Source organism: Fulvimarina fulva, assembly GCF_039652615.1.
GTDB lineage: Bacteria > Pseudomonadota > Alphaproteobacteria > Rhizobiales > Rhizobiaceae > Fulvimarina.
Genome location: NZ_JBDJAC010000001.1, coordinates 472,321 through 498,479, shown reverse-complemented (window position 1 = coordinate 498,479; position 26,159 = coordinate 472,321). Strand labels below are relative to the sequence as shown.

Annotated in this window: 28 protein-coding genes; 10 read left to right on the top strand and 18 right to left on the bottom strand. The window is 60.9% G+C overall.

Going from position 1 to position 26,159, the window contains the following annotated elements; translation table 11 throughout:
* Positions 1 to 59: 59 nt before the first annotated feature.
* The 6 genes from ABDX79_RS02300 to ABDX79_RS02275 all read right to left on the bottom strand — a co-directional run bounded on the left by ABDX79_RS02300 (position 60) and on the right by ABDX79_RS02275 (position 5,616).
* Positions 60 to 1,673: a molybdopterin-binding/glycosyltransferase family 2 protein gene (locus ABDX79_RS02300; RefSeq protein ID WP_346218630.1), complete on the bottom strand. Its 1,614-nt coding sequence runs from the start codon at positions 1,671 to 1,673 to the stop codon at positions 60 to 62.
* Positions 1,670 to 2,386, bottom strand: a complete 717-nt coding sequence (locus ABDX79_RS02295; RefSeq protein WP_346218629.1) for an XdhC family protein — start codon at positions 2,384 to 2,386, stop codon at positions 1,670 to 1,672. The genes ABDX79_RS02300 and ABDX79_RS02295 overlap by 4 nt, the downstream gene beginning before the upstream one ends.
* Positions 2,386 to 2,745 carry an XdhC family protein gene (locus ABDX79_RS02290; protein WP_346218628.1) on the bottom strand — a complete coding sequence of 120 codons (360 nt, stop codon included), beginning with the start codon at positions 2,743 to 2,745 and terminating at the stop codon, positions 2,386 to 2,388. The genes ABDX79_RS02295 and ABDX79_RS02290 overlap by 1 nt, the downstream gene beginning before the upstream one ends.
* A gap of 150 nt (positions 2,746 to 2,895) precedes the next feature.
* Positions 2,896 to 4,149 (bottom strand): vWA domain-containing protein, encoded by a 1,254-nt coding sequence (locus ABDX79_RS02285; protein WP_346218886.1) that lies wholly within the window; start codon positions 4,147 to 4,149, stop codon positions 2,896 to 2,898.
* A gap of 4 nt (positions 4,150 to 4,153) precedes the next feature.
* Positions 4,154 to 5,071, bottom strand: a complete 918-nt coding sequence (locus tag ABDX79_RS02280; protein ID WP_346218627.1) for an AAA family ATPase — start codon at positions 5,069 to 5,071, stop codon at positions 4,154 to 4,156.
* A gap of 47 nt (positions 5,072 to 5,118) precedes the next feature.
* Positions 5,119 to 5,616: a flavin reductase family protein gene (locus ABDX79_RS02275; protein ID WP_346218626.1), complete on the bottom strand. Its 498-nt coding sequence runs from the start codon at positions 5,614 to 5,616 to the stop codon at positions 5,119 to 5,121.
* Positions 5,617 to 5,926: 310 nt separating this feature from the next.
* Here ABDX79_RS02275 and ABDX79_RS02270 point away from each other — a divergent pair, with 310 nt between their 5' ends.
* From ABDX79_RS02270 to ABDX79_RS02260, 3 genes are all read left to right on the top strand, one after another.
* Positions 5,927 to 7,321, top strand: a complete 1,395-nt coding sequence (locus ABDX79_RS02270; RefSeq protein WP_346218885.1) for a circularly permuted type 2 ATP-grasp protein — start codon at positions 5,927 to 5,929, stop codon at positions 7,319 to 7,321.
* Between the two features lie 84 nt (positions 7,322 to 7,405).
* Positions 7,406 to 8,407, top strand: a complete 1,002-nt coding sequence (locus ABDX79_RS02265) for an alpha-E domain-containing protein (RefSeq protein ID WP_346218625.1) — start codon at positions 7,406 to 7,408, stop codon at positions 8,405 to 8,407.
* Between the two features lie 137 nt (positions 8,408 to 8,544).
* A complete protein-coding gene (locus ABDX79_RS02260; protein ID WP_346218624.1) occupies positions 8,545 to 9,312 on the top strand; it encodes a proteasome-type protease in 768 nt (255 codons plus the stop codon).
* A gap of 153 nt (positions 9,313 to 9,465) precedes the next feature.
* On the opposite strand, the gene ABDX79_RS02255 is transcribed toward ABDX79_RS02260, so the two are convergent.
* Complete coding sequence (locus ABDX79_RS02255; protein WP_346218623.1) at positions 9,466 to 10,209, bottom strand: PspA/IM30 family protein; 744 nt, start codon at positions 10,207 to 10,209, stop codon at positions 9,466 to 9,468.
* Positions 10,206 to 10,637, bottom strand: coding sequence for a YjfI family protein (locus ABDX79_RS02250; protein WP_346218622.1), 432 nt, complete (start codon positions 10,635 to 10,637; stop codon positions 10,206 to 10,208). The genes ABDX79_RS02255 and ABDX79_RS02250 overlap by 4 nt, the downstream gene beginning before the upstream one ends.
* Before the next feature lie 134 nt (positions 10,638 to 10,771).
* On the opposite strand from ABDX79_RS02250, the gene ABDX79_RS02245 reads away from it, so the two are divergent.
* From ABDX79_RS02245 to ABDX79_RS02225, 5 genes are all read left to right on the top strand, one after another.
* Complete coding sequence (locus tag ABDX79_RS02245; RefSeq protein WP_346218621.1) at positions 10,772 to 11,830, top strand: ion channel; 1,059 nt, start codon at positions 10,772 to 10,774, stop codon at positions 11,828 to 11,830.
* Positions 11,827 to 12,489 (top strand): DUF2491 family protein, encoded by a 663-nt coding sequence (locus ABDX79_RS02240; RefSeq protein WP_346218620.1) that lies wholly within the window; start codon positions 11,827 to 11,829, stop codon positions 12,487 to 12,489. The genes ABDX79_RS02245 and ABDX79_RS02240 overlap by 4 nt, the downstream gene beginning before the upstream one ends.
* 55 nt (positions 12,490 to 12,544) lie before the next feature.
* Complete coding sequence (locus tag ABDX79_RS02235) at positions 12,545 to 12,946, top strand: DUF350 domain-containing protein (RefSeq protein ID WP_346218619.1); 402 nt, start codon at positions 12,545 to 12,547, stop codon at positions 12,944 to 12,946.
* A 12-nt stretch (positions 12,947 to 12,958) separates the two neighbouring features.
* Positions 12,959 to 13,531 (top strand): DUF1190 domain-containing protein, encoded by a 573-nt coding sequence (locus tag ABDX79_RS02230; protein WP_346218618.1) that lies wholly within the window; start codon positions 12,959 to 12,961, stop codon positions 13,529 to 13,531.
* A 111-nt stretch (positions 13,532 to 13,642) separates the two neighbouring features.
* Positions 13,643 to 14,800: a glutathionylspermidine synthase family protein gene (locus ABDX79_RS02225; protein WP_346218617.1), complete on the top strand. Its 1,158-nt coding sequence runs from the start codon at positions 13,643 to 13,645 to the stop codon at positions 14,798 to 14,800.
* Positions 14,801 to 14,875: 75 nt separating this feature from the next.
* On the opposite strand, the gene ABDX79_RS02220 is transcribed toward ABDX79_RS02225, so the two are convergent.
* The 8 genes from ABDX79_RS02220 to ABDX79_RS02185 all read right to left on the bottom strand — a co-directional run bounded on the left by ABDX79_RS02220 (position 14,876) and on the right by ABDX79_RS02185 (position 24,125).
* Entirely contained in the window at positions 14,876 to 16,105 is a 1,230-nt protein-coding gene (locus tag ABDX79_RS02220) for an aminotransferase class V-fold PLP-dependent enzyme (protein ID WP_346218616.1), read from the bottom strand.
* A 184-nt stretch (positions 16,106 to 16,289) separates the two neighbouring features.
* Positions 16,290 to 17,144, bottom strand: a complete 855-nt coding sequence (locus tag ABDX79_RS02215) for an HAD family hydrolase (protein ID WP_346218615.1) — start codon at positions 17,142 to 17,144, stop codon at positions 16,290 to 16,292.
* Between the two features lie 95 nt (positions 17,145 to 17,239).
* Complete coding sequence (locus ABDX79_RS02210) at positions 17,240 to 18,211, bottom strand: dipeptide ABC transporter ATP-binding protein (protein ID WP_346218614.1); 972 nt, start codon at positions 18,209 to 18,211, stop codon at positions 17,240 to 17,242.
* Positions 18,208 to 19,182: an ABC transporter ATP-binding protein gene (locus ABDX79_RS02205; RefSeq protein WP_346218613.1), complete on the bottom strand. Its 975-nt coding sequence runs from the start codon at positions 19,180 to 19,182 to the stop codon at positions 18,208 to 18,210. The genes ABDX79_RS02210 and ABDX79_RS02205 overlap by 4 nt, the downstream gene beginning before the upstream one ends.
* 5 nt (positions 19,183 to 19,187) lie before the next feature.
* The gene (locus tag ABDX79_RS02200) at positions 19,188 to 20,042 is read right to left on the bottom strand and encodes an ABC transporter permease subunit (RefSeq protein ID WP_346218884.1); all 855 of its coding nucleotides are present in this window, start codon (positions 20,040 to 20,042) and stop codon (positions 19,188 to 19,190) included.
* 83 nt (positions 20,043 to 20,125) lie between these two features.
* Positions 20,126 to 21,133 (bottom strand): ABC transporter permease subunit, encoded by a 1,008-nt coding sequence (locus ABDX79_RS02195; protein ID WP_346218612.1) that lies wholly within the window; start codon positions 21,131 to 21,133, stop codon positions 20,126 to 20,128.
* A 147-nt stretch (positions 21,134 to 21,280) separates the two neighbouring features.
* Positions 21,281 to 22,876: an ABC transporter substrate-binding protein gene (locus ABDX79_RS02190; RefSeq protein WP_346218611.1), complete on the bottom strand. Its 1,596-nt coding sequence runs from the start codon at positions 22,874 to 22,876 to the stop codon at positions 21,281 to 21,283.
* A 100-nt stretch (positions 22,877 to 22,976) separates the two neighbouring features.
* Positions 22,977 to 24,125, bottom strand: coding sequence for an Mrp/NBP35 family ATP-binding protein (locus tag ABDX79_RS02185; RefSeq protein ID WP_346218610.1), 1,149 nt, complete (start codon positions 24,123 to 24,125; stop codon positions 22,977 to 22,979).
* Positions 24,126 to 24,275: 150 nt separating this feature from the next.
* Between ABDX79_RS02185 and ABDX79_RS02180 the strand changes: the two genes are divergently transcribed.
* Positions 24,276 to 24,995, top strand: coding sequence for a HugZ family pyridoxamine 5'-phosphate oxidase (locus tag ABDX79_RS02180; protein ID WP_346218609.1), 720 nt, complete (start codon positions 24,276 to 24,278; stop codon positions 24,993 to 24,995).
* A 34-nt stretch (positions 24,996 to 25,029) separates the two neighbouring features.
* Here ABDX79_RS02180 and ABDX79_RS02175 read toward each other — a convergent pair whose 3' ends face one another.
* Together ABDX79_RS02175 and ABDX79_RS02170 are read right to left on the bottom strand one after the other, a co-directional pair.
* A complete protein-coding gene (locus ABDX79_RS02175; protein ID WP_346218608.1) occupies positions 25,030 to 25,293 on the bottom strand; it encodes a hypothetical protein in 264 nt (87 codons plus the stop codon).
* A gap of 353 nt (positions 25,294 to 25,646) precedes the next feature.
* A complete protein-coding gene (locus ABDX79_RS02170; RefSeq protein WP_346218607.1) occupies positions 25,647 to 25,928 on the bottom strand; it encodes a YMGG-like glycine zipper-containing protein in 282 nt (93 codons plus the stop codon).
* On the opposite strand from ABDX79_RS02170, the gene ABDX79_RS02165 reads away from it, so the two are divergent.
* A complete protein-coding gene (locus tag ABDX79_RS02165) occupies positions 25,927 to 26,151 on the top strand; it encodes a hypothetical protein (protein WP_346218606.1) in 225 nt (74 codons plus the stop codon). The genes ABDX79_RS02170 and ABDX79_RS02165 overlap by 2 nt on opposite strands.
* Positions 26,152 to 26,159: the final 8 nt, after the last annotated feature.

The window sequence follows — 26,159 nt, the reverse complement described above, 5'->3', positions numbered from 1 at the left end:
CAGATCGCCGCCTGTGTTGGTTCACAGAGCGGCGAAGATATTGATTCAGCGCTTCGATCTTATACGGACACTCTCTTCTGTCCTTCCTCGAAGCGTTCAGGGGTATCGGTATCGAAGCTTGCCGCTTCCCCGATATCAATGAGCACAGGTGCCTGTGCCATAGCGTCGATGATCGGAGCGGCACCTCGATCGCCGGTCAATGCCTCAATAGCCTCACGACAGTTCGAGGGTAAGATGACCGGATTTCGCCGCTTCGACCCATCGGCTGCGGCGACGACGGTGTTGCCTTGCATCTGTTTGAATTCCTGGGCCAGACGATCGAGATCAGACGCCTTCAGCAATGGCTGATCTCCGAGCATGACGAGCACGCCGTTCGCGGTTCCGGCAGCAGCAAAGCCAGCGCGTAAGGAGGTAGAAAGGCCTTCCGCAAATCGGGTGTTGGTCACGAACTCAACGGCGAGATCGTCGAGAACCGCTCGAACCTCTGCCGCTTGATGACCCAGAACAACATAAACCTTGCCCAGCAAATCAGCGCCAAGCGCAGTGATCACGGCATGGCGGATCATCGGCAGACCCGGTGCGATCTCAGCCAGAAGCTTGTTCTTGTCGCCCATGCGCGTGGAACGACCAGCAGCAAGCACAACAGCGTGGACGGTGCACGGTTTTGCTTTCGGAGCGGTCTGACGCGGTCTCGGTCGTGTCTCGATTTCTGAAAGAAGGCCGCCAACACCCCAGGACTGAAGCAATTTGGGGGTCACCTCCATGCCCGCGATTGTTCGATCCAGCACCCAATCGAAACCATTTTCCTTCGGGCTCCTCGCGCAGCCCGGCGCGCCAATAACCGGCGTATCACCAACCCGACCGATGAGAAGCAGATTGCCGGGATCGACCGGCATTCCGAAATAGTCGACCACACCGCCAACGCGCTCGATCGCTGCCGGAATGACGTCGCAACGGTCGATCACGGCCGATGCGCCGAAGACCAGGACAAGGGCGCTTCTGTTGGCGGCTGCAGCAATGGCCTCGCTCAGTTCATCGACGCGGTGCGGGATCCGCACTTCTTCCACGACCCGCGACCCGGACATGGCAAGCCGGTCGGCAGTCACGCGGCGCGTCTTCTCCAACATCTTGGTCGACGTGGCCGTCAGGGTCGTCTGGATCAGGGCAACGTCGCGGGGGGCAAAGGGTGAAAGCTGAAGAGCCGCTCCATGCTCAAGAAGGCTCAATGCCGTTTCCAAGGCCGATCCGGAGACAGCCAGGGGAATGATCTTGATCGTCGCCACCATCTGGCCGGGCTGGACGGAGGTGTTTTCCCCAAGCGTCGCGAGCGTGATCGCCGGATCGACGGCATTGAGGGCGTCGATCAGCCGCCGGTCCGGCCTGAAGACACCAGCACGTTCCGCATGGATATTGACCCGGCCTGTCGCCGCAGATCCGACTTTGAGGAAGGGTGCGTCCATCGCTTCGGCAATTCGCGCCGCAGCCTCGTCCTCACCAACATCGCCATGGTCGAGCTGCGCTGCGATGACGCTCGTCATTCCAGCGTTGCGAAGCGCTGCGACATCCGCCGGTGTCAACTTCTTGCCCTTCTTGAGGTCGAGCGCGTCCGTTTTCACCGCATGGGCGAGAATGACCCCGTCAGCCTCGTCGATGGCGATTTCACCGAATTTCATCGCGGCGCCTGCTCGCCCCTTTGCTCGGCGAACATCTTGCGCTTTCGAAAGGCTTCGATGATCGACGCCATGATCGCGACCGCGATTTCTCCGGGGGTCGCGGCTCCGATATCAGCGCCGATCGGAGCGTCGATCCGCTCCATCATATGGTCGGCGATGCCGGCCTCCCGCAGCCTTTCCAGCCGCCGTGCGTGGGTCTTCCGGCTGCCCAGAGCGCCGATGTAGAAACATCCGGTCTTCAGGGCCTCGATTAGCGGGCCATCATCGATCTTCGGATCATGTGTGATCAGCGCGACCGCCGTGTAGGGATCGAGCGGTCGTTTCTTGAGCACCACATCGGGCCATTCGGCATCGAGCTGGAAGCCCGCAAAGCGATCCGGCGTCGCGAACGCGGTGCGAGGATCGATGATTTCCACGTCGTAACCCGCCACCCGCGCGATCGGCGCAAGCGCTTGCGAAATATGGACAGCGCCGATCAGAACGATCCTGACCGGCGGCAGATAGACGTTGACGAAGCTTTGTCCGCTCCCGGTCTCCACCATACCGGACTTGCCGGTCCTCACGGCCTTCTCGACGACCTCGGCCATCGGGTCGGAGGCAATGTCCGCCTCGCGGAGGACCCGCTGATCTCCGGTCTCGACATCGGTGATCGTTACGACGGCCCGGCGGGCCTCGCGCTCAGAATTGACTGTCTTGAGAATATCGAGGCGCATCAGGTCACCGGCTCGACATAGACACGAATGCGGCCGCCACAGGACAGCCCGACGCGCCACGCGGTCTCGTCGGCGACACCGAATTCCAGCATCTTGCCCGTCCCGGTCTCGATGACGTCGATCGCCTCTGCGATCACGGCTCCCTCGACGCAGCCGCCGGAGACAGACCCTTCGAAATTCCCCTCCTGATCGATGACCAGATGGCTGCCGGTCGGCCTCGGAGCCGAGCCCCAAGTTTCGACGACCGTCGCCAGCGCCAGCTTGCGACCGCTCGACGCCCAGTCAGCCGCCGTGCCCAGGACGTCGAGTTGCGAGGCAGCTGCATCGGCTGCGCCGCCCAAATGTGTCGCGGTGCTCATTTCGCCACCTCGGTTCGTTATCGGAACGCCTGAGGGCCTCCGAGGTCCCTCTGCATAGTTGGCTCAATCTAGGTTCGCGGCCGGCCGAATGAAATGGTCCGAACGTCGGACCCGTGCCAGCCAGAGGTTTGCGGCGACGGACAGTGTTTCCTAGCCAGTTCGCAGCCAGGCTTTTGGATCGTTGACCTGTCGATTGTCGGCGGACAGAACAGCACACAACTCGGCCATGGCATCGAGCGAATGGACCGCCCTGAACTCATCCACGTGATCAAGCATCGTGCGAACGCCCCTCGCCTTCGCCGAGAATCCGTCGAAGCGAAGCAGCGGATTCAGCCAGATCAGCCGCTCGCAGCTGAGATGAAGCCGCTCCATTTCCATATCGAGGTCGAAAGCGCTATCGCGTTCGAGCCCATCGGTGATGAGAAGCACGATCGCGCCATGGCTAAGAACCCGGCGCGACCAGTCGCGGTTGAAGCTGTGCAGAGCCTCGGCGATGCGTGTGCCGCCAGACCAGTCCTTCACGCTGTCGGCGCATTCGGCAAAGGCCTGATCGGGGTCCTTGCGGAGCAACTGGCGCGTGACATTGGTCAGGCGCGTGCCGAAAAGGAATGCGTGCACGCGGCGACGCTTCTCCATGATCGCATGAAGAAAATGCAGAAAGATGCGGCTGTACTGGCTCATGGAGCCGGAAATATCGGCCAGAACGACGAGAGGCGGCTGGACGACCCGCTGAGATCGAAAGCGCGGCAGAATGAGGTCGCCGCCGGTGCGCATTGCCCCGCGTATGGTTGCGCGTGCATCGATTTTTCGCCCGCGCGGATCGACCCTGAACCGGCGCGTCTCGATGCGATCGCGCGGCAGTCGAAGATTGGAGATGGCGCGCTGGGCAGCGGCAAGTTCGGCTGCGGACATCTGCGCGAAATCCATGCCCCGCAGAACCTCGTTGCCAGACATCGTCATCGACGCATCGATCTCGATCTCCGGTTTTTCCTGTTGGGTTACCCGCTCTTCCTGTCCCTCGAAGAGCGACTCGGACGCTCGCTGCGAACCGGCCTTCGGCTTCCGCTTTTCGGACTGGCGTGGCGGTGCCTTCGGCGAGAACATGGCGATCATCTTCTCGATCAGTTCGCGCGACCGCCAGAAGAGCCGGAAGGCTTCGTCGAAAACGGCAGTGTCCTCATGCCGGGTCACGAGGGTGGCATGAAGCGTCCAGTAGAAATCGTCGCGCGAGCCGAACCCCGAAGCCTTGACAGCTTCGATGGCGTCGAGCGTCGCAGATGGACCGAGCTTCAATCCGGAGCGTCGCAGTGCTCGCGCGAAATAGGTGATGTTGTCGGCCAGACGCCCATCTGGATCGGCCTCGATCAAATCCCTGGTGTGATGCTCCGGCTCGTCCGCCCTCATCACGTCAGGACTGTTTCTGGAGGTCGCGCTTCACCTCGTTGAGAATGCGCGTGCTCTCGCCCTGCTGGAGGCGCTGGATATCGTCCTGATATTTGAGCAGAACACCAAGCGTATCGGAGACATAGCGCGGGTCGAGAGCGACCGCATTGAGCTCGGTCAGGGCGTTCGCCCAGTCGATGGTTTCGGCGACGCCCGGGGCCTTGAAGAGATCCGTGTCGCGCAGGCGCTGGACAAAGGCAACGAGTTCCCTTGCCAGATCCTCGTTCGCATTCGGCGCCTTTCGGCGCACGATCTCGAGTTCGCGATCAGCTTCCGGATAGTCTACCCAGTGGTAGAGACATCTGCGCTTCAGGGCGTCGTGGATTTCCCGGGTCCGATTGGTCGTGATGACGACGATGGGCGGCTCCGGCGCCTTGATCGTGCCGAGTTCGGGGATCGTCACCTGATTGTCTGCCAGCACTTCCAGCAGGAAAGCTTCGAACGCTTCGTCGGTTCGGTCCAGTTCGTCGATGAGCAGAACCGGCGCCCTGCCCGGCTCACCTTCCATGGCTTTCAGGATCGGCCGCCGGATGAGGAATTCGTTAGAAAAGATTTCAGACCGCGCAGCGTCGCGCGAAGTGTCGCCGGATGCTTCACGCAGACGAATTTCGATCATCTGAGCGGCGTAATTCCACTCATAAAGGGCTGAGGAGACATCGAGGCCCTCATAGCACTGGAGCCGGATCAGCGGACGGTCGAGCCCCGCTGCCAGAACCTTCGCGATCTCGGTTTTGCCGACACCCGCCTCACCTTCCAGGAAGATCGGCCGCTTCATCCTGAGGGCGAGAAACAGCACCGTTGCGAGAGAGCGATCGGCCACGTAACCTTCGCTCTCCAGCAATGCCGCGGTCGCGTCGATCGTGTCCGGAAGGGTCTTCGTCACGGCGGATTTCCTGCTTCTTTGTTTGCTTGTTCCACTGGATCGGAAGGCTAGAGCGAATGCCATGTCCGGTCGAGGTAGACTAAAGAAGACGCTTCTATCTCGTCGGCGATGCCGACGACCTCGCCGATGATGATGCGATGGGTGGCGACGAGCTTGGTGTCCGTCAATCGGCAGTCGAAGGCGGTCACCGCGCTCCTGAGTATCGGCGCACCGGTTTCAAGGGTGGCCCAGTCCCCGAGCGCAAACCGCTCCTCGGGCTCCAGCTCGCCCTCGCCGGCGAAGGCTCGCGCCAGCTTCTGATCCTCGGCGCTGAGCACGCTGAGCGCAAAGCAGCCATTTGCCTCGAATCGCTTGTTGAGCGGGCTCGCGGTGTTGAGGCAGACGAGAAGTGTCGGTGGATCGGAAGAGACTGAACAGGTCGCAGTGACCGTCAGACCCCGTGGCCCGGCCTCTCCGTCCGTCGTGACAAGGCAGACACCGGCCGCAAATCGGCGCATGGCAGCGCGATAATCGGCGGGGTCGATCCGGGAAGTCGCTTGTAGCAACGGTTAAGCTCCAGCGGATTGAATCGGTTACAAGCCCTCCAGATAAGGCTCCGAGGGCAAAATGGCACGGGGCCAGACCATCGCGACGGTGGATTTCTCTGGTTCTTGCTGGCGAAATCCGTCTCCAGGACCCGTCTTTTTCGGCGTTCCGCCAGCTCGAAACCATCGCGAACGGCCGGCTCTGCAGGCTTGAGAATCGGGGTTTGATTAAAAAACTGGCGCTGTCTGGTCTTGTTCGTACGAAATCGCGCTTTCTATAGTGAGGAAGAACTAATCACTGAAGGAGCCCGCCGTGCCACCGTTCGATGAGATGCTACTGAGCCAAGACGAAGTACGGCAGCCTTATGAAAGCTTCCATGGCTGGTTCAAGGATCAGGACGCCCTCGAGCTGGCATCCAAGTCCGCCGACGCGGAAACCTTCTTCCGGCGGACGGGCATCACCTTCAACGTCTATGGCCAGCAGGAAGCGGCCGAACGGCTTATCCCCTTCGACATGGTTCCGCGCATCATGGCGAAGGGCGAGTGGGACAAGCTCGCGGAAGGCATCGAGCAGCGTGTCGAGGCGCTCAACCTGTTCCTGCACGATATCTATCACGATCAGGAGGTCGTGAAGGCAGGCATCCTTCCCGCTCGTCTCCTCGAAGACAACGATGCCTTCCTTCCGCAGATGGTCGGCTTCACACCGCCCGGCAAAGTCTACACGCACATCATCGGCACCGACATCGTGCGGACCGGCGAGGATCAGTTCTACGTTCTGGAAGACAACGCGCGGACGCCGTCCGGTGTCTCCTACATGATCGAGAACCGCGAAACGATGATGCAGATGTTCCCCGAGCTCTTCGCGCAAAATCGCGTGCGGCCCGTGGAGACCTATCCGCATCATCTTCGCCGCTCGCTGGAAGCCGTCGCGCCGCCGATGTGCGAAGGCAAGCCACGGGTGGCCGTGCTGACGCCGGGCATCTTCAACTCGGCTTACTTCGAGCACTCGTTCCTCGCCGACCAGATGGGTGTGGAGCTGATCGAGGGTTCGGACGTCGCGGAGATCGACGGGCGCATCCAGATGCGCACCACCGAGGGCTATGTTCCGATCGACGTCATCTACCGGCGCATCGACGACGCCTTCCTCGATCCGAAAGTCTTCAATCCGGATTCGATGCTGGGTATTCCAGGCATCATGGACGCCTATAAGCGGGGCGCGGTGACGATCGCGAACGCGCCGGGCACCGGCATCGCCGACGACAAGGCGATCTATTCCTACATGCCTGAGATCGTGGAGTTCTTTACCGGTAAGCCCGCCATGCTGGAAAACGTGCCGACCTGGCGCTGCGCGGAAGAGGACAGCCTCAAATACGTCCTCGACCATCTGCCGGAACTCGTCGTCAAGGAAGTTCACGGATCAGGCGGTTACGGCATGCTGGTGGGCCCTACGTCGACGAAGGCGGAATGCGAAGCCTTCGCGCAGAAGCTGAAGGAAGACCCGCAGAACTACATCGCCCAGCCCACCCTTGCGCTCTCCACCGTGCCGATCCTGTCGAAGGGCGAGCTCGCTCCGCGCCATGTCGATCTTCGTCCCTTCGTCCTCGTGTCGGACAAGGTGAGGATCATCCCTGGCGGACTGACCCGCGTCGCGCTGAAGGAAGGTTCGCTCGTCGTCAATTCCAGCCAGGGCGGCGGCACCAAGGATACCTGGGTGCTTCGCGACTAGCTCAAACCTCATTCAAAACGGCAGGCCGACAGGCGGCGACCGAACTTGGATCGGTGACAGTCGCAAGAGATGAAAGGACGAACGATGGCACTTCTCGGACGGACGGCAAATGGGCTCTTCTGGATGTTCCGATATATTGAGCGGGCTGAAAATATGGCTCGCCTCGTGGACGCGGGAACCAGGATTTCCCTGACCAACCTGTCCGTCGAAGACCGGGACGAATGGGAGTCCGTTCTCGTCTCAGCTGGCGTGGAAGATCTCTACAAGGAAAAGCACGGGGATCTCGACGAGGCCAAGATCATCGACTTCATGCTTCGCGATCAGGACAATCCGTCCTCGATCCGGTCATCGATCGACACGGCCCGGATGAATGGTCGCATGGTCCGCACCGCGCTGACCCGCGAGCTCTGGGAAGCGACCAACGATACCTACCTGACCATCAAGACCGCTCTTGCGGGTCCGATCAATCACCGGACGCTCCCCAAAACGCTGGATCTTGTCAAGACGCGGTGCGCCCTGATTCGCGGCGCCTTCTACGGCACGATGCTTCGCAACGAGGTCTTCGACTTCTGCCAGCTCGGAGCGTTTCTGGAGCGCGCCGACAACACGGCGCGCATTCTCGACGTGAAATACTGGGTGCTCCTTCCCGAGCACTCCTCGATCGGCTCGTCGCTCGATAATTTCCAGTGGTCGTCGATCCTGCGATCAGTCTCCGCCCATCGCTCCTACACCTGGGAATACGACGCCAATTACACGGCGACGAACATCATCGACTTCCTGATGCTGAACCGGCGCATGCCGCGATCGCTCGGCCATTGTTACGGCATGATGCGCGATTCGATGTCCTATCTCGATCGCGGTTCCGACACGCCAAACCCGAGCGCGGCGCGCGTCAACGAAATCTACGAACGCCTGTCGAACCTGACCGTCCGCGAGGTGCTGGCGAGCGGACTGCACGAATTCCTCGAGAATTTCATTATCGACAACAACACGGTCTCGGGGCTGATCGCGGAAAACTATCGCTTCTATCCAGATGTTGATCCAGCAAACCAGTCGCAGTCCCAGTCGCAGAACCAGAGTGCATGAGACGGAGCAAACTGGCGTGAAGCTGGGTCGGTGATTTTAAATCGTTCTGCGTGACGGCAGTGCAATTGCGGTGTTTGGCAAACTCAATTTAAGAATTCCAAACTCGGTCGCATTCGCTGCTATCACGGAGACCTTCCATGACATATTGCGTCGGCTTACTTGTGGATGCAGGTCTCGTCTTCATGTCCGATACCCGCACGAATGCGGGCATCGACAACATCTCGACTGTCGTGAAGATGAAGACATGGGAGGTGCCGGGAGAGCGCTTCCTCTGCCTCATGTCCGCAGGCAACCTCGCAACCACCCAGGCAACGGTCTCCCTGCTCGACGAGCGAACGGTTGCGCCGTCTGAGCGGCAGCCCGCCATTCTCTCGCAGCCGACGATGTTCCAGACAGCCAAGCTCGTCGGCGAGACCCTTCGCGAGGTCATCAGCGGTTCGTCCGGCCCGCAGGCGCAATCGCCCGATCCGATGTTCTCCGGCTCCTTCATTCTGGGAGGCCAGATCAAGGGCACGCCGCCGCGCCTCTTCAACATCTATGCTGAGGGCAATTTCGTCGAGGCGGGAGAAGACAATCCCTTCTTCCAGATCGGCGAACACAAATATGGACGCCCGATTATCATTCGGACCTATGATCGGAAGATGTCCATGGCCGAATGCGCGAAGCTTCTCATGGTCTCCTTTGACTCGACCCTTCGATCCAACCTGTCGGTGGGGTTGCCGCTCGATCTGCAGTTTTACGAGAGAGACACTTACGAAGCGGGCCTGCGTACACGCATCACCGGCGAAGATCCCTATTACAAGACGATCTCCGACGGATGGTCCGATGCGCTGAAATCGGCCTTCGACGCCCTGCCGGATTTCGAACCCGATGCATGGCGCGAGCATCAAAAACCCAGTGAATGACTGATCGCGTGAGCCTCAAACATCGGTAATGGTATCGGTATCGGTTCAGATGCTGCGCCCGGTGACGTCATATCTGTGGCTGCGAGAGCGCCGGGGTCGAGTTTCCAGTCCGGCGCTCAAGCTTTGGGCTTACAGGGAAGCCGGAAGCGTGGATCAGTTGTCTTTGCGCTCGATGCCGAGCGGATCCTTCGACTGGCCGATCGCCGGCTTCGATTCGCCCATGATCTGGGCCAGCACGTCGTCAGCCGAGGATGATCCCTTGCCGCCGATGCCCGCTTCGGCAAGCTGACGATCGAGATCGGAGCCAGACTCGAGGGCGGCGAGTTCGGCACCCGCCTCGATCCGGCCACGCGTCTCATCCTGACGCTTGCGGATGCGCTCGAGCGAGTCCATCGCGTTGCCGAGCTTGGAATTGACGCCAGACTGGGAGTGCGCGATCGCGGACTGCGCCTTGATCAGCGACTCATTGGCCTTCACGTTTTCCACCTCGCGGCGCATCTGCTGCAGCCGGTGCTCGGTGTCCTGAATCGCCCGCATCATCTGGCTCTGGCTCGCCTGCATGCGCTCCAGTTCGCCCTCGTCGCGGTGGATTTCCTGCCGGAGACCGGAGATGCGGTCGGCAAGACCCCGGGCCAGGTCCTCGCGTCCGGCCTGAAGCGCGGCCCGGGCGCTTTCAGTATCGCGCTGCTCCTTCTCGCGGGCCTCTTCGATCTTGCGCGAAAGCCGCTTGTTCGACGCCATGATACCCGCAAGGTCCGAGCGTGCCTTGCGTAGCGAGGTCTCGGCGTCACGGATTTCCTGGTCGAGGATGCGCAGCGCCTGCTTGTCGGCGACCGACTCGGCCGCCTCGTTGGCTCCGCCGCGAACGGCGGTGAATAGCTTTCCCCAGACGCTCATTGTCCGAACTCCCCGTTCTTCCATTCTTCGATCATATTGGCCGCATCGACCGCGTTTTCCGCAAGGACGGCAATTTCTTCGACCATGGCATGTTCGCTCGACAGTGCCGAAAGCGAACCGAACAGTTCATACCATTCTTCGCCGTTGATGGTGACGATACCGAAGGTGGAGAGTGGTACGAGCTTGTGCGTCGAAAGGATCATCCGGTCGAATTCCTCTCGGCGCGGCAGGTCGCTGGCTTTCACGAGCGAGACGCTCGCAAGAACCTGATCGCCGCTCGCGGTAACGAGGATGTCCAGATCACCCTTTTCTTTGAGAGTGACCCGTAACACGTCGGTTCCTTCGACGACTGAGACATCGACATCTCCCAACTCGTCCGGGTCTGAGGCGAAGAGCTCGGTGAGGCTCGCGAGATTCCAGGGTTCCACGTCGGGACGACCTTTCTTGCAATCGGTTTCGAGACAGGTTTTACATCAGCCGCGAGGACTTGTTCAATCGAAGCGCTCCAAAGGACAGCCGTCGCGGCATCGCCTAGATGGGGTGGCGGATCGAGGGATGCGAGATGCCAATTTTCCTGAAGTTCGCCCGCCGCGCCTATACCGCGCTTGCGGAGCTGACATGGACTGCGGTTCTCTTCCTCTTCTTCGCCCATATCCTCCTGTCATACGTCCTCCTGGTTTTCGCCGGAGAAGCAGGACTGACCAGTGACGTTGCGACCTACATCTACTACTACGGTGTCACCGCCACGACGGTCGGCTATGGTGACCTGTCGCCAGTGGGGACACCGGGACGGCTGATCGCGACCTTCTTCGTGATTCCCGGCGCGATCGCGATCTTCACGGCCGTGCTCGGCAAGCTGCTCGCGGGCATCAGCGGGGTTTGGAGGAAGAGAATGCAGGGCGCAGGCGATTTTAGCTCAAGGTCCGGCCACATGATCGTTCTCGGCTGGCAGGAAGGCGCGACGCGGCAGCTTCTCACCATGCTCTCCGGCGAGCGGACGGAGGACGAGGCCTATCCGGTTCTCATCTCTCGCAGCCTGACGGAAAATCCGATGTCCGACGACATCGATTTCGTTCGCACGGAGCGACTTGCCGCCCCCGATGCCCTCGAGCGTGCCGGCATCGCGGGCGCGCGCGGCGTCGTGGTGCGCGGAGAGAACGACGACGAAACGCTGGCTGCTGCGCTCGTCGCGGCGACGCTCAATGACCACACGCACGTCGTCGCCCATTTCGAGTTTCAAAGAACTGCGGACATCGCAGAGCGCCAGGCCGCGCGGATCGAGACGATCACCTCGCTCTCCCCGGAACTTCTGGTGCGGGCCGCCCGCGACCCCGGTTCCTCGCAGGTTGCCAAGCTGCTTTTATCGGCAAGCACGGCCGATACCGCCTATTCCATGGAAATCCCGAAGATCCAGTGCGCCATTCGGTACGGCGATGCGCTGATCGGATTGCGGCGTAAATCGAACGCGACGCTCGTCGGCATCGGGCATCGCGGCAAGGTGGACCTCAACTGTCCTGCCGAAACGGAAATCTCGGCCGGCGACACGATTTATTACATCAGCGATCAGCGCCTCGACGCGAATGCGATCGACTGGGCAGCGATGGAAGGAGCAGGCCTTTGATCTTCTCGATCTTCGGCAAGAAGGATTCAGGCGCCGACCTCCCGGACGAGCTCGGCCCGCTGGGCATACCGATCGGCGGCGCACTCGAACTCGATCTTCTGTCACTCGAAGCCGATGCGGCGACGGGCGAGCCCGGCATGGCGCTCCCGCAGGGCGGTACGTTCGTCTGCGTCGCCTATGGTGAGGCGCGGCTCGACGCGAACACCGTGCTCTCGCGCTATTACGACGATGACGACCGGCTGCTTCAGGTGCTTTCGGCGGGCGGGCGCTACGGCGACACCATCGACGATATCAGCATCTACCACCCCTGGGACAGTGTGGTCCCGGCAGGGACAAGCGAATGGGACCGCTGGATCGGGCCCCGCGGTATGGTGGGCGAAAGCCGCTACGACGCCGACGGCCTCCTTTTCGAACGGTACTGGGGCGCAGGCGAGGACCGCGCGGACCTCGTGGAATTCGTCGAGGACATCGATGACGGACGCCGGAAACGGGCGATCCACCAGACCTGCATGCTCTATGCCCGCCCGCTGGGCCGGACACAGGAAATGCTTCTCATCAATGTCGAGCGCGAACTCTCGGCGGGGTCATCCCGGCAAGGTAGCTCCATCGAATTTCTGCTCGGCTATGGCCTCGGCGCCGCGGATGTGAGACGCGTCTAGAAACACCTTTGAAGGCCCGCGACAGGGGCAATCGACAAGAAAGACTGGAGAGACGATGTTCGGATACGTTTCGGGCCTGCCTAGTTTTCTGGCGTATTTCATTCTGGGACTCGTTCTTTACGGTCTCTTCGCGGCAATCTACACAGCCCTGACGCCGCACAAGGAAGTGGCGTTGATCCGCGAAGGCAACATGGCTGCGGTCCTTGCCTATCTCGGAGCGATCATTGGCTTCGGCATCGTGCTTTCCTCCGCAGCCGAGAACTCGATCTCGATCGTCGATTTCATCATCTGGGCCATCATCGGCGTTCTCGTTCAAATCCTTGCCTTTTTCATCGCGTCCGTGACGATGACGAAACTGCACGAGCGTATAACCAAGGGCGAGATCGCGGCCGGTGTCTGGAGTGCCGGCAACTCGATCGCGATCGGTCTGCTCAACGCTGCCTGCATGACCTACTGAGGAATTCGAGTGATGCGAAAGCGCAAGATCGGGGCACGCCCCCCTCTCCTCACCCTCGGAACGATCGCCGCGACCGGCATGGTTCTGTCAGGCTGCGGCGAGGACCCGCCGACGGAAGCCCTCTACACGACGCCCTCGGAGTGCGCGGCCTCCGGTGTCGATATCCAGATTTGCCAGGCGGAATATCAGGCGGCGCTAAGTGAGCACCTGAAGAACGCCCCACGCTTTGATGGTCAGGCCGCCTGCGAAGCCGAATATGGCGAAGGCCGCTGCCTGGAATCGAGCAACGTCGTTGGCCAGCAGGCCAATAATGGCGCGGGTTCGTTCTTTATCCCGTTCATGACCGGCTATCTCGTGTCGTCAGCGATCGGCAATCTGGCAAGCTATGCCGCTTACCGTAACTATCGCTCTTCACCCTCCTACAGCTATTCGGCTCCGATCTACCGGACCCGCGGTGGCCAGACGGTGACCAGCGCGGTTCAGGGCGGCCAGCGCGTCTCGCGTCCGGTGAACGTCAATACTCGCACCGTCTCTCGCTCCGGCTTCGGCGGACGCTCCTCATCGCGCGGCTTTTTCGGCGGCTAGACGCGAGATCAGGGACCGCGTCGATCGCGGTTCTTCGCCCTCGTGGCAAGGTGATTCTCGGAGTCGATCGAGCCCATCGCTCGGCGAACTTTTCGAAAGGGTCGAACGACAGTGCAGCGGATCACTCTGCCGGAGCGCGAAGACTGGCGCGCAAAGGCTGAAGCCGTCGGCTTCGGCTTTCACGAAATGTACGGCGAGCCGTATTGGCTGGACGATGCCGCCTACGTGTTCACGCTGGCGGAAATAGAAGAAGCGATCGAGGACCCGAGCGCCGAACTTCACCAGATGTGCATGGAGGTTGCTGCCGACGTCATCCGCGAACCTGCGATGATGACGAAGCTCGCGATCCCCGAGCCGATGCAGGACCTCGTCCGACGCTCCTTCGAGGACCAGGAGCGGCACCTCTACGGCCGCTTCGATCTCGCCTATGACGGAACTGGACCGGCCAAGCTTCTGGAATACAATGCGGATACGCCGACCTCGATCTTCGAGTCCGCGTATTTTCAGTATAACTGGTTGACCGATAACGTGGAACGGGGCGTGCTGCCGGAGGACTCCGATCAGTTCAACGCCATTCAGGAGACGCTGATCGAGGCGTTCCGGAAGTTTTCGGACGAGCCGATCTTCCACTTCGCGGCCTACACCGAAAGCGACGAGGACCGCGGCACCGCCGCTTATCTGATGGATTGTGCGATCCAGGCCGGCCACCGCACCGAACTACTCGACATGCGCGAGATCGGCGTCGACGAGCAGGGCCGCTACACGGACATGCAGGACCGGACGATCGAGCTTCTCTTCAAGCTCTATCCTTGGGAGGACATGCTGCTCGAGCCTTTCGCCGAGCATCTACCGGGATCAAAGACCCAGTTCGTGGAGCCACCCTGGAAAGCGATCCTTTCCAACAAGGGCTTGTTACCGCTGCTGTGGGAACGCTTCCCTGGACATCCCAACCTGCTGCCTGCCTATTTCGCCGACGATCCGCGTGCGGCGGACATGGCGAACGCCGTGAAGAAGCCGCTCCATTCCCGGGAGGGCGAGAACATCACCTTCATCGAAGCGGGCGTCGAGACTGAGGCTTCGGAAGGCAGCTATGGCGAAGGCGGATTCATCGTTCAGGAGATGACGCGCCTGTTCGAAACGGACGGCAATTACGCGGTCCTCGGCACATGGATCGTCGGCAACACCTGCTGCGGTCTTGGCATGCGCGAGGACAGAAGCCGGATCACGCGCAATCTCTCGCGGTTCGTGCCCCACGCGATCATCGGGTAGCGACGGACCAGAACCGCGAAAGGCCGGCGCCCATGAAAGGCACCGGCCACCGATTGGTCTCTTCAGTCTGATCAATCAGCTTTTCAGATGGCTCTTCAACTCTGCGACCGCCGCATCGACATCGGTCTTGCAGTCATGCCGGTTCAGCATGTCGCCGAACCGCGTGACGATTTCGGTGAGCTGAGCCTCCGACAGGAGATTGAGGATACCGACGCGGATCTGGGTCGGCTCCGAAAGCGTCGGCCAGATGCAGAAATTCTCGGCGCGGCACTTGTTGACGAAATCCTTCTCCTGACCCTTCAGCTGGTCCGGCAGATCGAGAACCAGGAGGCTCGTCATGTTCGAAGTGACGTTGCAGCCCATTTTTGTCAACGCGGCGTTGAGCGCCTTTTCTGCCCGCCGGTATTTCTCGGCGCGCTGCAACATTCCGTCTTCGAGAACCATGCGAAGCGCTTCGTGGAAGCTTGCGACGGCATAGGGCGAATGGGTGCGGTGATAGCTGCCCTTTTCGACATCCTGACCGTCGATGATCGCCCAGTGGCGGGCTTCCATGATCGGATGGTGAACGAAGCAGCGACCACCGACCTTCTTCAGTTCCTCGATATAGGTGTCGGAGAAGGTGACCGGCGCATAGGTGAGCGGCAGGGCCATGACGCCCTTTTGCGGGCACGAGGCCCAGCCGTGAATGCCCGGATAGTCGTCGACCCTGAACTCGGCGATACCGAGGGAGGACACGGCATCGACGAGGCCCATGACACCATGCTTCTCGCAGGCGTCGCTGAACCCCTTGATATCATTGACGCGGCCCGAGCCGGTTTCCCAATGGGCCATCGCCGCCCATTTCGGCTTGTGCTCGCTGAGCGCTTCCTCGACAATCTCTCCCGTAACGGACTTGCCGTGCGGAACCTTGATCGTAATGACAGAAGCCGCCTTCGGATCGAGCGAATTCGCAGCAAGCTCTTCGGCCGTCGCGCCCTTCATGCGAACGGAAAGCTCGTCGATGCCGGAGAAGGTGCCATTGACGAAAAGGACGATCTTTTCGCCCGGATGTACGACGCTGAACATCATGTCGAGCGCCGACCAGCCCGTGCCGGCGCAAGCGAAGGTGTGGACGTTGTTCGTCCCCCAAATTTCGCGCAGCATCTTCTTGGACTCGATCATGCCCCGCAGAACCTCGGGGTTCATATGATCGGCGACGCCTTGGTTGTGATAAGCGTCGAGGACCCGCTGTGCCGTATTGCCCGGACCGGGACCGGCCGCGATCGTATCGGGAATTTTAAGTTCCGGAAAAACTGGTGCATTCATGATGAGGCTCCTCCCGTTCGGTTCGGCACGACAGCGGATCGATCTCCTCATTGCGCGGCGTTTCACGACCGCGCCTGATCCCAGCGCCATTGCCTTTGGATATAAGCCAGGCTCGAAATTCCGCCCCACACCCGAACGACGAGAAAAAACCTACCCGCACTGGCAGGGAGGCTGAGGAGAACGGTTACTCGCCACCCTTTTGGCCAAGCCGCGAAAGGGCGATCCTCGAGGCGATGGACTGCACGGCATAGGTGAGCGACTGCATCATCTCGCCTCCCTCGACATAGCTCGCGGGCGCAAGATTGGTCGGCCTCTGGCGGGCATGCATCTTTTTAGCTCCCGCAAAGCCGCCGTTCTGACGCACGGCGATCGCGATGCCGCCATTGGCCTCAACATATTGAAACGCCTGGAGGTCGGATGCACCATCGCCGACGAAGATCATCTGGTTGGGCGGCACCGCCTTGTCTTCGTCGGCGACCGCCTTGGTCGTCGATTCAGGGGCGTTCGAGCCATGGATGCTGAACCCCTTCGAGATGGCCTCCATATAGCGGGCCTTTTCCGGATGGGTGAGCGCCCGTTTGATGAACACCGCCTCGCCGTTCTCGTCGAAGTGCAGCGACGAGCCCCAGATGCGATCGAAGCAATCCTTGATCGCGGTATGCTCGATGATGTCGACATAGCCCGAGGAGATGACCGTGAAATCCACCTCCACGCCCGGCGCCACCTCTTGAGCCGCCGTGCGAATGCGCTCGGGCATCGCGGTAACCTCGTCATAGAGTTTGATACGCGCGCCTGCCTCGCCCAGTACGTCGCGGGTCAGCGGCTTGCCGCGCTCGCGTCCGGCCTTGATGAGGGCATAGGCACGCGCATTGATCGTATCCCAGGTGTCTTCGTCGAGGGGTTCGCGATAATCGCGATACCAGTCGTCGACATCGAGCCCCATCGCCTCGACCAGGACTTCGAGCGACGACTCCGCCAAGGTCTCGTCGAAATCGAAGGCGAGCGAAATGCGGTTGTGGAGCGGCCGTGTGACTTGCATGGAATACCCTTCGGTTCCGAACCTCTGTTCGAATCAACAAAGGGCCACTGAGTGCCTCGGCAAGGGCGAATATGCCGCAGTGCAAGAAGGCACAGTCAGATGCGTCCCTCGTCCACCGCAAAGCAGGCGACCCGCGTCGGTCCGTGCTCTGTCAGCACGGGCCTCTCCGTGCGGCAGCGATCATTTGCGTACGGGCAGCGCGGATTGAAGGAACAGCCTCGCGGGGGATCGAAGGGTGAAGGCAGCTCGCCAGTCAGACGAATGCGTTCGCCGCGATCATTGGGGTTCGTGGCGGGCGTCGCCGAAAGAAGTGCCTTGGTATAGGGGTGCTTGGGCTCGGCATAGAGCGCAGCCTTTGGCGCGATCTCGACAGGCCGGCCGAGATACATGACCAGAACCCGGTCCGCCACATGGCGGACCACTGAGAGATCGTGGCTGATGAAGATATAGGTGAGCTTCAGCCGGTCCTGCAGATCGGCGAGAAGATTGAGAACTGAGGCCTGGATCGAGACGTCGAGCGCGGACACCGGCTCATCCAGAACGAGGATCTTCGGGTCAAGGATCAGGGCGCGCGCGATGGCGATGCGCTGACGCTGGCCACCGGAAAACATGTGCGGATAGCGAGCGTAATGCTCCGGGCGCAGCCCCACCTGGGCCAGCATGTCCTCCGCTTTATTGCGCCGCTCTGTGCGCGAGAGCTTGGTGTTGATCTTGAGCGGTTCCTCGATGATTGCGCCGACCTTCTGGCGCGGGTTCAGCGCGCCATAGGGATTCTGGAATACGATCTGCACCGTCGAACGCAGGCTTCTGACATCGCTCGAATGACCGGCCGAAACATCGATACCATCGATCGTCAGATGGCCTTCCGTCGGCTCCTCGATCATCGTCAGGATGCGGGCGAGCGTCGACTTGCCGCAGCCGGATTCGCCGACGATTGCGAGGGTCTCCCCTTCTTCGACCGTGAAGCTTGCGTCCTTGACGGCCTTCAGACCAGTGGACTTAGCGAAAAGACCGCGCTTGACCTCGTAAACCTGGCTGACGCCTTCCGCAGAGACGATCGCGCTCATGCCGCTTTCTCCTCGCTGTTGAGCGGGTAGTGGCAGAGCGCCTGCCCCAGCGCCGCGCTCTGATGGGGCGGCTCGACTTTGCGACACGTGTCGTCTGCGCGCGAACATCGCGGATTGAAGAGGCAACCGCTGGGCCTGTCGCCCTGCCCCGGCACGACGCCCGGGATCGTCGGCAGCCGGTCGCCCGTCGCCCGTTCCGGGATCGCAGAGAGCAGCGCTGCGGTATAAGGATGATGCGGCTCGTCGAAGAGTGTTTCGACCGGCTGACGCTCCACCTGCTGTCCGGCATACTGGACGACCACCCTATGGGCGGTCTCGGCGACGACGCCCATGTCGTGGGTAATCAGCACCATCGCCATTCCGTGATCTTTCTGGAGATCGACGAGGAGATCGAGAATCTGCGCCTGGATCGTGACGTCGAGGGCCGTGGTCGGCTCGTCGGCGATGAGCAGCTTGGGTTGGCAGGCCGTCGCCATCGCGATCATCACGCGCTGGCTCATGCCGCCTGAAAGCTGATGAGGAAAGGCCGAAAGCCGACGCTCGGGCTCGGGCAGACCGACGGATTCCAAGAGTTCGATCGCTCGCTTGTGACGCGCCTTCCGATCGAGCCCCAGATGAATGCGAAGCGTTTCCTTAATCTGGAAGCCAACCGTAAAGCACGGATTGAGCGAACTCATCGGCTCCTGGAAGATCATCGACATTTCCGCGCCGATCAGCTTGCGGCGCTCGCGCCCGCTTATCCTCCGAAGGTCATGCCCCTCGAACGAGAGCTCGTCCGCCGTCACCGTGGCGGTCGCGGGCAAAAGCCCCATCAGCGCAAGCATCGCAACGGACTTGCCGGAGCCGGATTCGCCTACGATTCCAACAATTTCGCCCTGGTCGACCGAGAGATCGAAGCTGTCAACGGCCTTGAACGGGCCCGACGCTGTGTCGAAGGTCACCGTCAAATTGCTTATCGTGAGGAGAGACATCGAGATCAGCTCCGCTTCATCTTCGGGTCGAGCGCGTCACGAAGGCCGTCGCCGACGAGATTGATGGCGAGGACGGTGACAAGGATGGCGAGGCCCGGAAAGGTCACGACCCACCAGGCGCGCAACACGAATTCCTGGGCATCCGCCAGCATCGTCCCCCATTCAGGCGTCGGAGGCTGGGCGCCGAGCCCCAGAAAGCCGAGGGCAGCCGCATCGAGGATGGCGGAGGAAAACGAAAGCGTCGCCTGCACGATGAGCGGCCCGAGGCAGTTCGGCAGGATCGTCACGACCATCAGCCGAAGCGGGCTGGCGCCGACGACCTTTGCGGCGGTCACGTATTCGCGCTGCTTCTCGGCCATGACGGATGCGCGGGTCAGGCGCACGAAGTGCGGCTGGAGGACGAGCGCGATGGCGATCATCGCATTCAGCAGCCCCGGTCCGAGAACCGCGACAAGTACCAGCGCCAGAAGGAGCGAGGGAAAGGCAAGGATGATGTCCATCAGCCGCATGATCACGATATCGACCCAACCGCGCAGATAGCCGGCTACAAGCCCGATCGAGATACCGACTGTGACCGCAAGTGTGACGACCACGAGACCGATCGTCAGGGAGTAACGCGCGCCGTAGATCAGACGCGAGAGCATGTCGCGGCCGACCGCGTCGGTGCCGAGAATGTAGGCCCAGCTCCCGTTGTCGGCCCAGACGGGTGGGAGCAGCAGCGCATCCCTGTTCTGTGCGGTCGCGTCATAAGGCGCGAGAACCGGCGCGAAGATCGCGATGAGGATGATCGCGATGAAGACGTAGAGGCCGGCTACGGCGCCCTTGTTCTCGGAGAAATAATACCAGAACTCTTTCAGCATCTGGCGGCGCGGACTGATCTTGGGCTCGCGGTCCTCGATGCCGGACCCGACGCCCTCGCGCGCTTCTTCCGCTTCGATATGGCTCATCGTGTGCGCACCCTCGGATTGATCAGTCCGTAGAGGACATCGACGATGAGATTGACGATCATCACGACCATCGCGATCAGAATCAGGCCGCCCTGCACGACGGGATAGTCCCGCCTGTAGACGCTATCGACCATCCATTTGCCGATACCAGGCCAGGAGAAAATCGTCTCGGTGAGGATCGCGCCGGCCATCAGCACGCCGATCTGGAGACCGATCGTCGTGACCACCGGAATGAGGGCGTTTCGAAGCGCATGAACCGACACGACGCGAAACGCGCTCAAGCCCTTCGCCCGGGCCGTGCGGACATAATCCTCGCCCAGAACTTCCAGCATCGCCGAGCGCGTCTGACGTGCGATCACCGCAAGGGGGATCGTCGCAAGCACGATACCGGGTAGAACGAGGTGAGAGACGGCGGACCTGAAGGCGCCGGCCTGCCCGGAAAGCAGGCTGTCGATCAGCATGAAACCGGTCGGCTGATCGAAATAGTACATCAGCGACATGCGGCCGGAGACGGGCGTCCACTGCAGGTAGCCCGAAAAGAAGATGATGAGGAGCAGACCCCACCAGAAGATCGGCATCGAATAACCGGTGAGCGCCGCGCCCATGGTGACCTGGTCGAACCAGGACCCGCGCTTGATCGCCGCGAGGATGCCGGCCGGAATGCCGATGATGACTGCGAGCGTAATCGCAACGAGAGAAAGCTCGATCGTTGCGGGAAAAAGCGTCACGAACTCCTCGAACACGGGACGATTCGTGACGATCGAGTTTCCGAAATCGCCCTGCAAGAGGCCGGTCAGATACTCCCAGAACTGAACAGGAAGCGGGCGATCATACCCCAGCATGGCCTGCAGCTCCGCATAGCGCTCGTCGGAAATGCCGCGTTCGCCGCTCATGAGAATGATCGGATCGCCGGGCAGAAGCCGGATGAAGGCGAAGGCGACGATAGCGACACCAACGAATGTCGGAACGAGGACGCCAATGCGCGAAAGAATAAAGCGGAGCATAAAAACCGCCGATCGATAAGGTGAGTTCGGAACGTCAGGCGAAGCGGCTGCGACCGAGAAAGACGCAACGGACAAGAAGGTTCGCGTAGACTGTACGAATTGGTAGAGCGAACGGGGCCGCGACGATGCGGCCCCGAATGTCGGCTCTTATTGCTCGATATCGACGCCGGTGAACCAATGGCCACCAAGCGGATCCTGCACATAGCCGGTGACGCTCTTCTGCATCGGCATGAAGGTCACCGAGTGGGCGATCGTCGCCCAGGGAGCCTCTTCCTTGAAGATCGCCTGCGCATCCTTGTAGAGCGGCGTGCGCTCTTCCTGGGTCGCAAGCGTCTTGGCTTCCTTCACCTTCGCGTCGAAGTCCTTATTGCACCACTGGGCGCGATTGGCGTTCCCAACCGCGTCGCAGCCAAGAAGCACCGCGAGGAAGTTGTCCGGATCGCCGTTGTCGCCGGTCCAGCCGAGCAGGACGGCACCGTCGCGATCTTCTGCCTTGGACCGCTCCAGATATTCGCCCCACTCATAGGAGACGATCTCGACATCGACGCCGATCTTGGCGAAATCGGCCTGGATGAGTTCGGCCATCCGACGAGCATTCGGGTTGTAGGGACGCTGGACGGGCATAGCCCAGACCTTCATCGAAAGATCGGAAACGCCGGCATCCTCAAGCATCTTCTTCGCGGCTTCCGGATCATAGGGATCGTCCTCGGTCTCTTCGCGATAGGACCACATCGTCGGCGGGATCGGGTTCTTGGCGATCTCGCCAGAGCCTTGGAACACGACGTCGATGATCGCCTGCTTGTTGATCGCCATATTGAGGGCCTTGCGGACCTCGGCCTGATCGAACGGTGCGACCTTGGTGTTGTAGGCGAGATAGCCGACGTTGAGGCCTTCCTGCTCCATCACGTTAAGGCTGTCATTGCCCTTCAGGCTCTCGACATCCGCCGGGTTCGGATAGGGCATCACTTGGCATTCATTGGCGAGCAGGCGCTGCTGACGAACGGAGGCATCGGTCGTGATCGCGAAGACGAGGTCGTCGATCGCTTCCTTGCCGTCCCAATAGTCGGGATGCGCCTTGTAGCGGATTACCGAGTCCTGCTGATAGGCAACGAACTGGAACGGGCCGGTACCGACGGGCTGCTGGTTGAGCTGCGCCTCGTTGCCCGCCTCGGCCAGCTGATCGGCATATTCCTTGGAGACGATCGAGGCGAAATCCATCGCGAGATTCGCGACGAACGGCGCATAGGGCTCGTTCAAGGTGAACTTCACCGTCATGTCGTCGACCTTCTCGATCGACTTCACGATGTCGGGCATCGACATCGAATTCCAGTATTCCCAGGCCGCGCCGGTCACGTACTCGTTGTACGGATTTTCCGAATTGTTCTGGCGGTCGAAGGAGAAGACCACGTCGTCGGCGTTCATCGGACGCGTTGGGGTGAAGAAGTCGGTCGTCTGAAACTGGACGTCGGGACGAAGCTTGAAGGTGTATTCGAGACCGTCTTCGGAAACTTCGACGCTCTCGGCGAGCCCGGGCTTGGTGTTCGTCGTTCCGAGCTCGAACTCGAAGAGGCGGTTGTAGACCGTCTTCGACGACGCGTCGAAGGTGGTGCCGGCGGTATAGAGCGCCGGGTCGAAGCCCTCGGGGGAGCCTTCTGAGCAGTAGACCAAAGTCTTGGCGGATGCGGCGGAGCCGAGTGCAAGCACCATAGCAGTGGCGGCGAGAAGCCGCGTGGTCATCCTCATGTGGGAATTGCCTCCTGTCAGGGTTGAGCGGGTCTTGTCGCCCGCCGAGGCTTTATCCGACAGCTTTCAACCGATTAATGCAAGCCGAATTTTTGACCATTTATTCAAAAACGATACTGGGACCCGTTGAAGTAGCTGACACGCCTTCCAGACCGGCAAGCGCGCGTGAAGCCATATCGCGGTAGAGTTCCGCATGGGGGCCGTCCGGTTCTGCCTGAACGATCGGAACGCCCTCGTCGGAGCGAACCCGAACATGCATGTCGAGGGGCATCGCGCCCAGGAACGGAACGGACTGCCTGATTGCTTCCGCTTCGGCGCCACCATGACCGAAAATGTCGTATCGGGCACCGGTATCGGGCGCAATGAAGTAGCTCATATTCTCCACTATCCCGAGAATTGGGATGTCGACCTTGCGGAACATCGTGATCCCGCGCCGGGCATCGATGAGCGACAGATCCTGCGGCGTGGAGACGATGACGGCACCGGCGAGCGGCACCTGCTGGGCCATGGTCAGCTGCGCATCTCCGGTTCCCGGTGGCATGTCGACCACGAGAATATCGAGATGGCCCCATTCGACTTCCCGCAACATCTGATTGAGGGCCGAGACCACCATGGGCCCACGCCAGACCATTGCGGTCTCTTCCGCGACGAGAAGGCCGATCGACATCACCTTCAAGCCATAGGCTTCGAGCGGCTTGAGCAAACGTCCGCCGGCCGATTGCGGCTTCTTGTCCTTCAGATCGAGAAGTCTCGGAATCGATGGACCATAGATGTCCGCATCGAGAATGCCGACCTTGAGACCGAGATCGCGAAAGCCGAGCGCCATGTTGACGGCCGTCGTCGACTTGCCGACACCGCCCTTGCCGGACGCGACGGCAACGATCTTGTCGACATTCGGGATACCGGGCTTCGTCGCGCGCGGCTCCGCGCTGCGGCTGGCAGGTGCGCTCGGTTGTTGGGATGGAACTGGCGCAGGCTTGGCTGCGGCTTCGCCCGCCTGTTTCTCCGCCGTCAACGCGACCATGGCCTTCGTGATACCGTCGAGCTTCTCGATATGGCTCTCGGCGGCCTTGCGAAATGGCTCGAACGCGTCCGCATCTTTTGCCGGAACCGTCAGGGAAAAGAACGCCTTGCCGTCCGCGATGAAAATATCGGACACCATGCCACGCGAGACGACATCCGCCCCACCGTCGGGCGCTTTCATGTCACCAAGAATCGCCTTTATCGTCGTCTTCAATTCGTCTGCCACGGAGTATCCTCGCTTTCATCTTCACGTACGAACGCAGATATGCCCTCATCTCGGGAACGCAAACGGGACCTCGCTCTTAGCCCGGGCGAGCTAGCCACTCATCAACACTTCGGTACCGCCATGCCAGATAACGCCAGCACGCAAGGGCCCTTGACCCACCAGCCCGTCGACGACGAGGTTCGCAAACTGGCGCGCCAATTGACGCGATCGGCCCGCTTCGGTTCGTTGAGCGTGTTGCGACCCGGTGACGGCTTTCCAGCGGTGAGCCGCGTCTTGACGGCGACCGATTTCACCGGACACCCGGTCATTCTCATCTCAAGGCTTTCGCTGCATGCCAAGGCGCTCGCGGTGGATAATCGCTGTTCGCTGCTTCTCGGTGAACCGGCAAAAGGCGATCCGCTCGCCCATCCGCGCCTGTCGATTTTCGCGAAAGCAAGGCTCGTGGAGCCGGTCGCTGAAGAGCGCGGCCGGCTTCGCGCCCGCTTTCTTGCCCGCCATCCGAAGGCCGAACTCTACATCGACTTTCCCGATTTCCATTTTGCAGTGCTCGATCCGATTGAGGGCAGCCTCAATGGCGGCTTTGCGAGAGCTTACGAGCTGGGCGTCGGCGACCTGACGGATGAGACCGTTCCAGATCTTGAAACATCGGCCATTCGCGCCGTCGATCACATGAACGAGGATCACGCCGATGCCATCGATGATATCGCGCATAGGGCAAGTGAGACAAAGACAGGATGGCGCATCACGACGGCAGACCGACGCGGCTTCGAGATCGCGCGCTCAGACAGGCTGAAACGGATCGAGTTCCTGTCGGACCCAGCCAAAGAAGGCGGCTATCGAAAAGCCTTCGTCGAGCTCGTCAGGCAATGACTTCAGATGAATTCAGCTTTGAGACCTTCGCCTGTCAGAGGCCGTATCCATCAGGGCAATCGGCTTCAAAACGGCGCGGCGATCCGGCCCGGCGCCAAATACACTGTCCCGGCGCATTCGCGGCGGTGCCGATCAGGTCGTCACCCGGCTCCACGGTCGGCACGGGTATCGTACCCTGTCGATAGGGCTTCACGCTACCGTCCTCGAGGCCGAAAAAAGCGTCAACGACAGGCGCTCCGTCTCGTCCGGTACAAGCACCGAGACCAAGCGCCGAGACGAGGACGAAGCCTGCTGCCACGCGTGCGAACGATCTTGAATAGCGTCTCACTGGTCTGATTGCCCCGTTATAATGGTCCCCTCGGACCAGAAAGAATGGAATCCGCTCATCTGACACCCGTTTTGAGCATGATGCCGAAAAGGCACGACTCTTCGGCTCACAGTGTGCGCGAAAACAAGTACCGAGCGTGAAACGTCGATCCAGACGTACCACATCATTTTCCGACGGTTTGGCAATCACGGATTTCCTCGACCCGTTCCTGCCGCGAGAGTGTCGATACGTCGCGATAATCCTGTCGCGAAACCGTGTTCCGGACATGGAAAAGCCGCCGACAGGGCGCCGGCGGCTTTCGAAGACGGGAAATTCGTTCCCGATCAGTAGCCCTGCGGGCACCGATAGACGTTGCCGTCGGAATAGCGGCAGTAGCCCGGGCGCTGCTGCGAGCGGCCGATGACGTTGCCCGCGACCGCACCACCGGCAGCGCCGACGGCTGCACCGATGAGGGTCGATTCAGTGTTGCCACCGATGGCCTGACCTGCCAGTGCGCCAACCGCGCCGCCAGCCAGCGCGCCACCGCCGGTGTAGCGATCTTCGGTCGTGCAGCCCGTAGCGGCGACGGTCAGCGTCAAGGCTGCGATCGCGATGATCTTCTTCATGAACTGGGTCCTCTCCTGTGTGTCCCGTGACGCAGAAAATACCGCGTCCCTGACGTTGTTCAATAGCGCGTCAACCGAGCGTCAGGCGCATCATAAACTGATTCCGATCAGCGCGGCAGGCTTTCCGTCGAGGTCGACGACACCGGACATGGTTTTGTCCACAAAAAACGCCCCGCTGTTCGCGAGGCGTATTGAAACCATTATTCAAATGAACGGCAGATGAACCGTGAC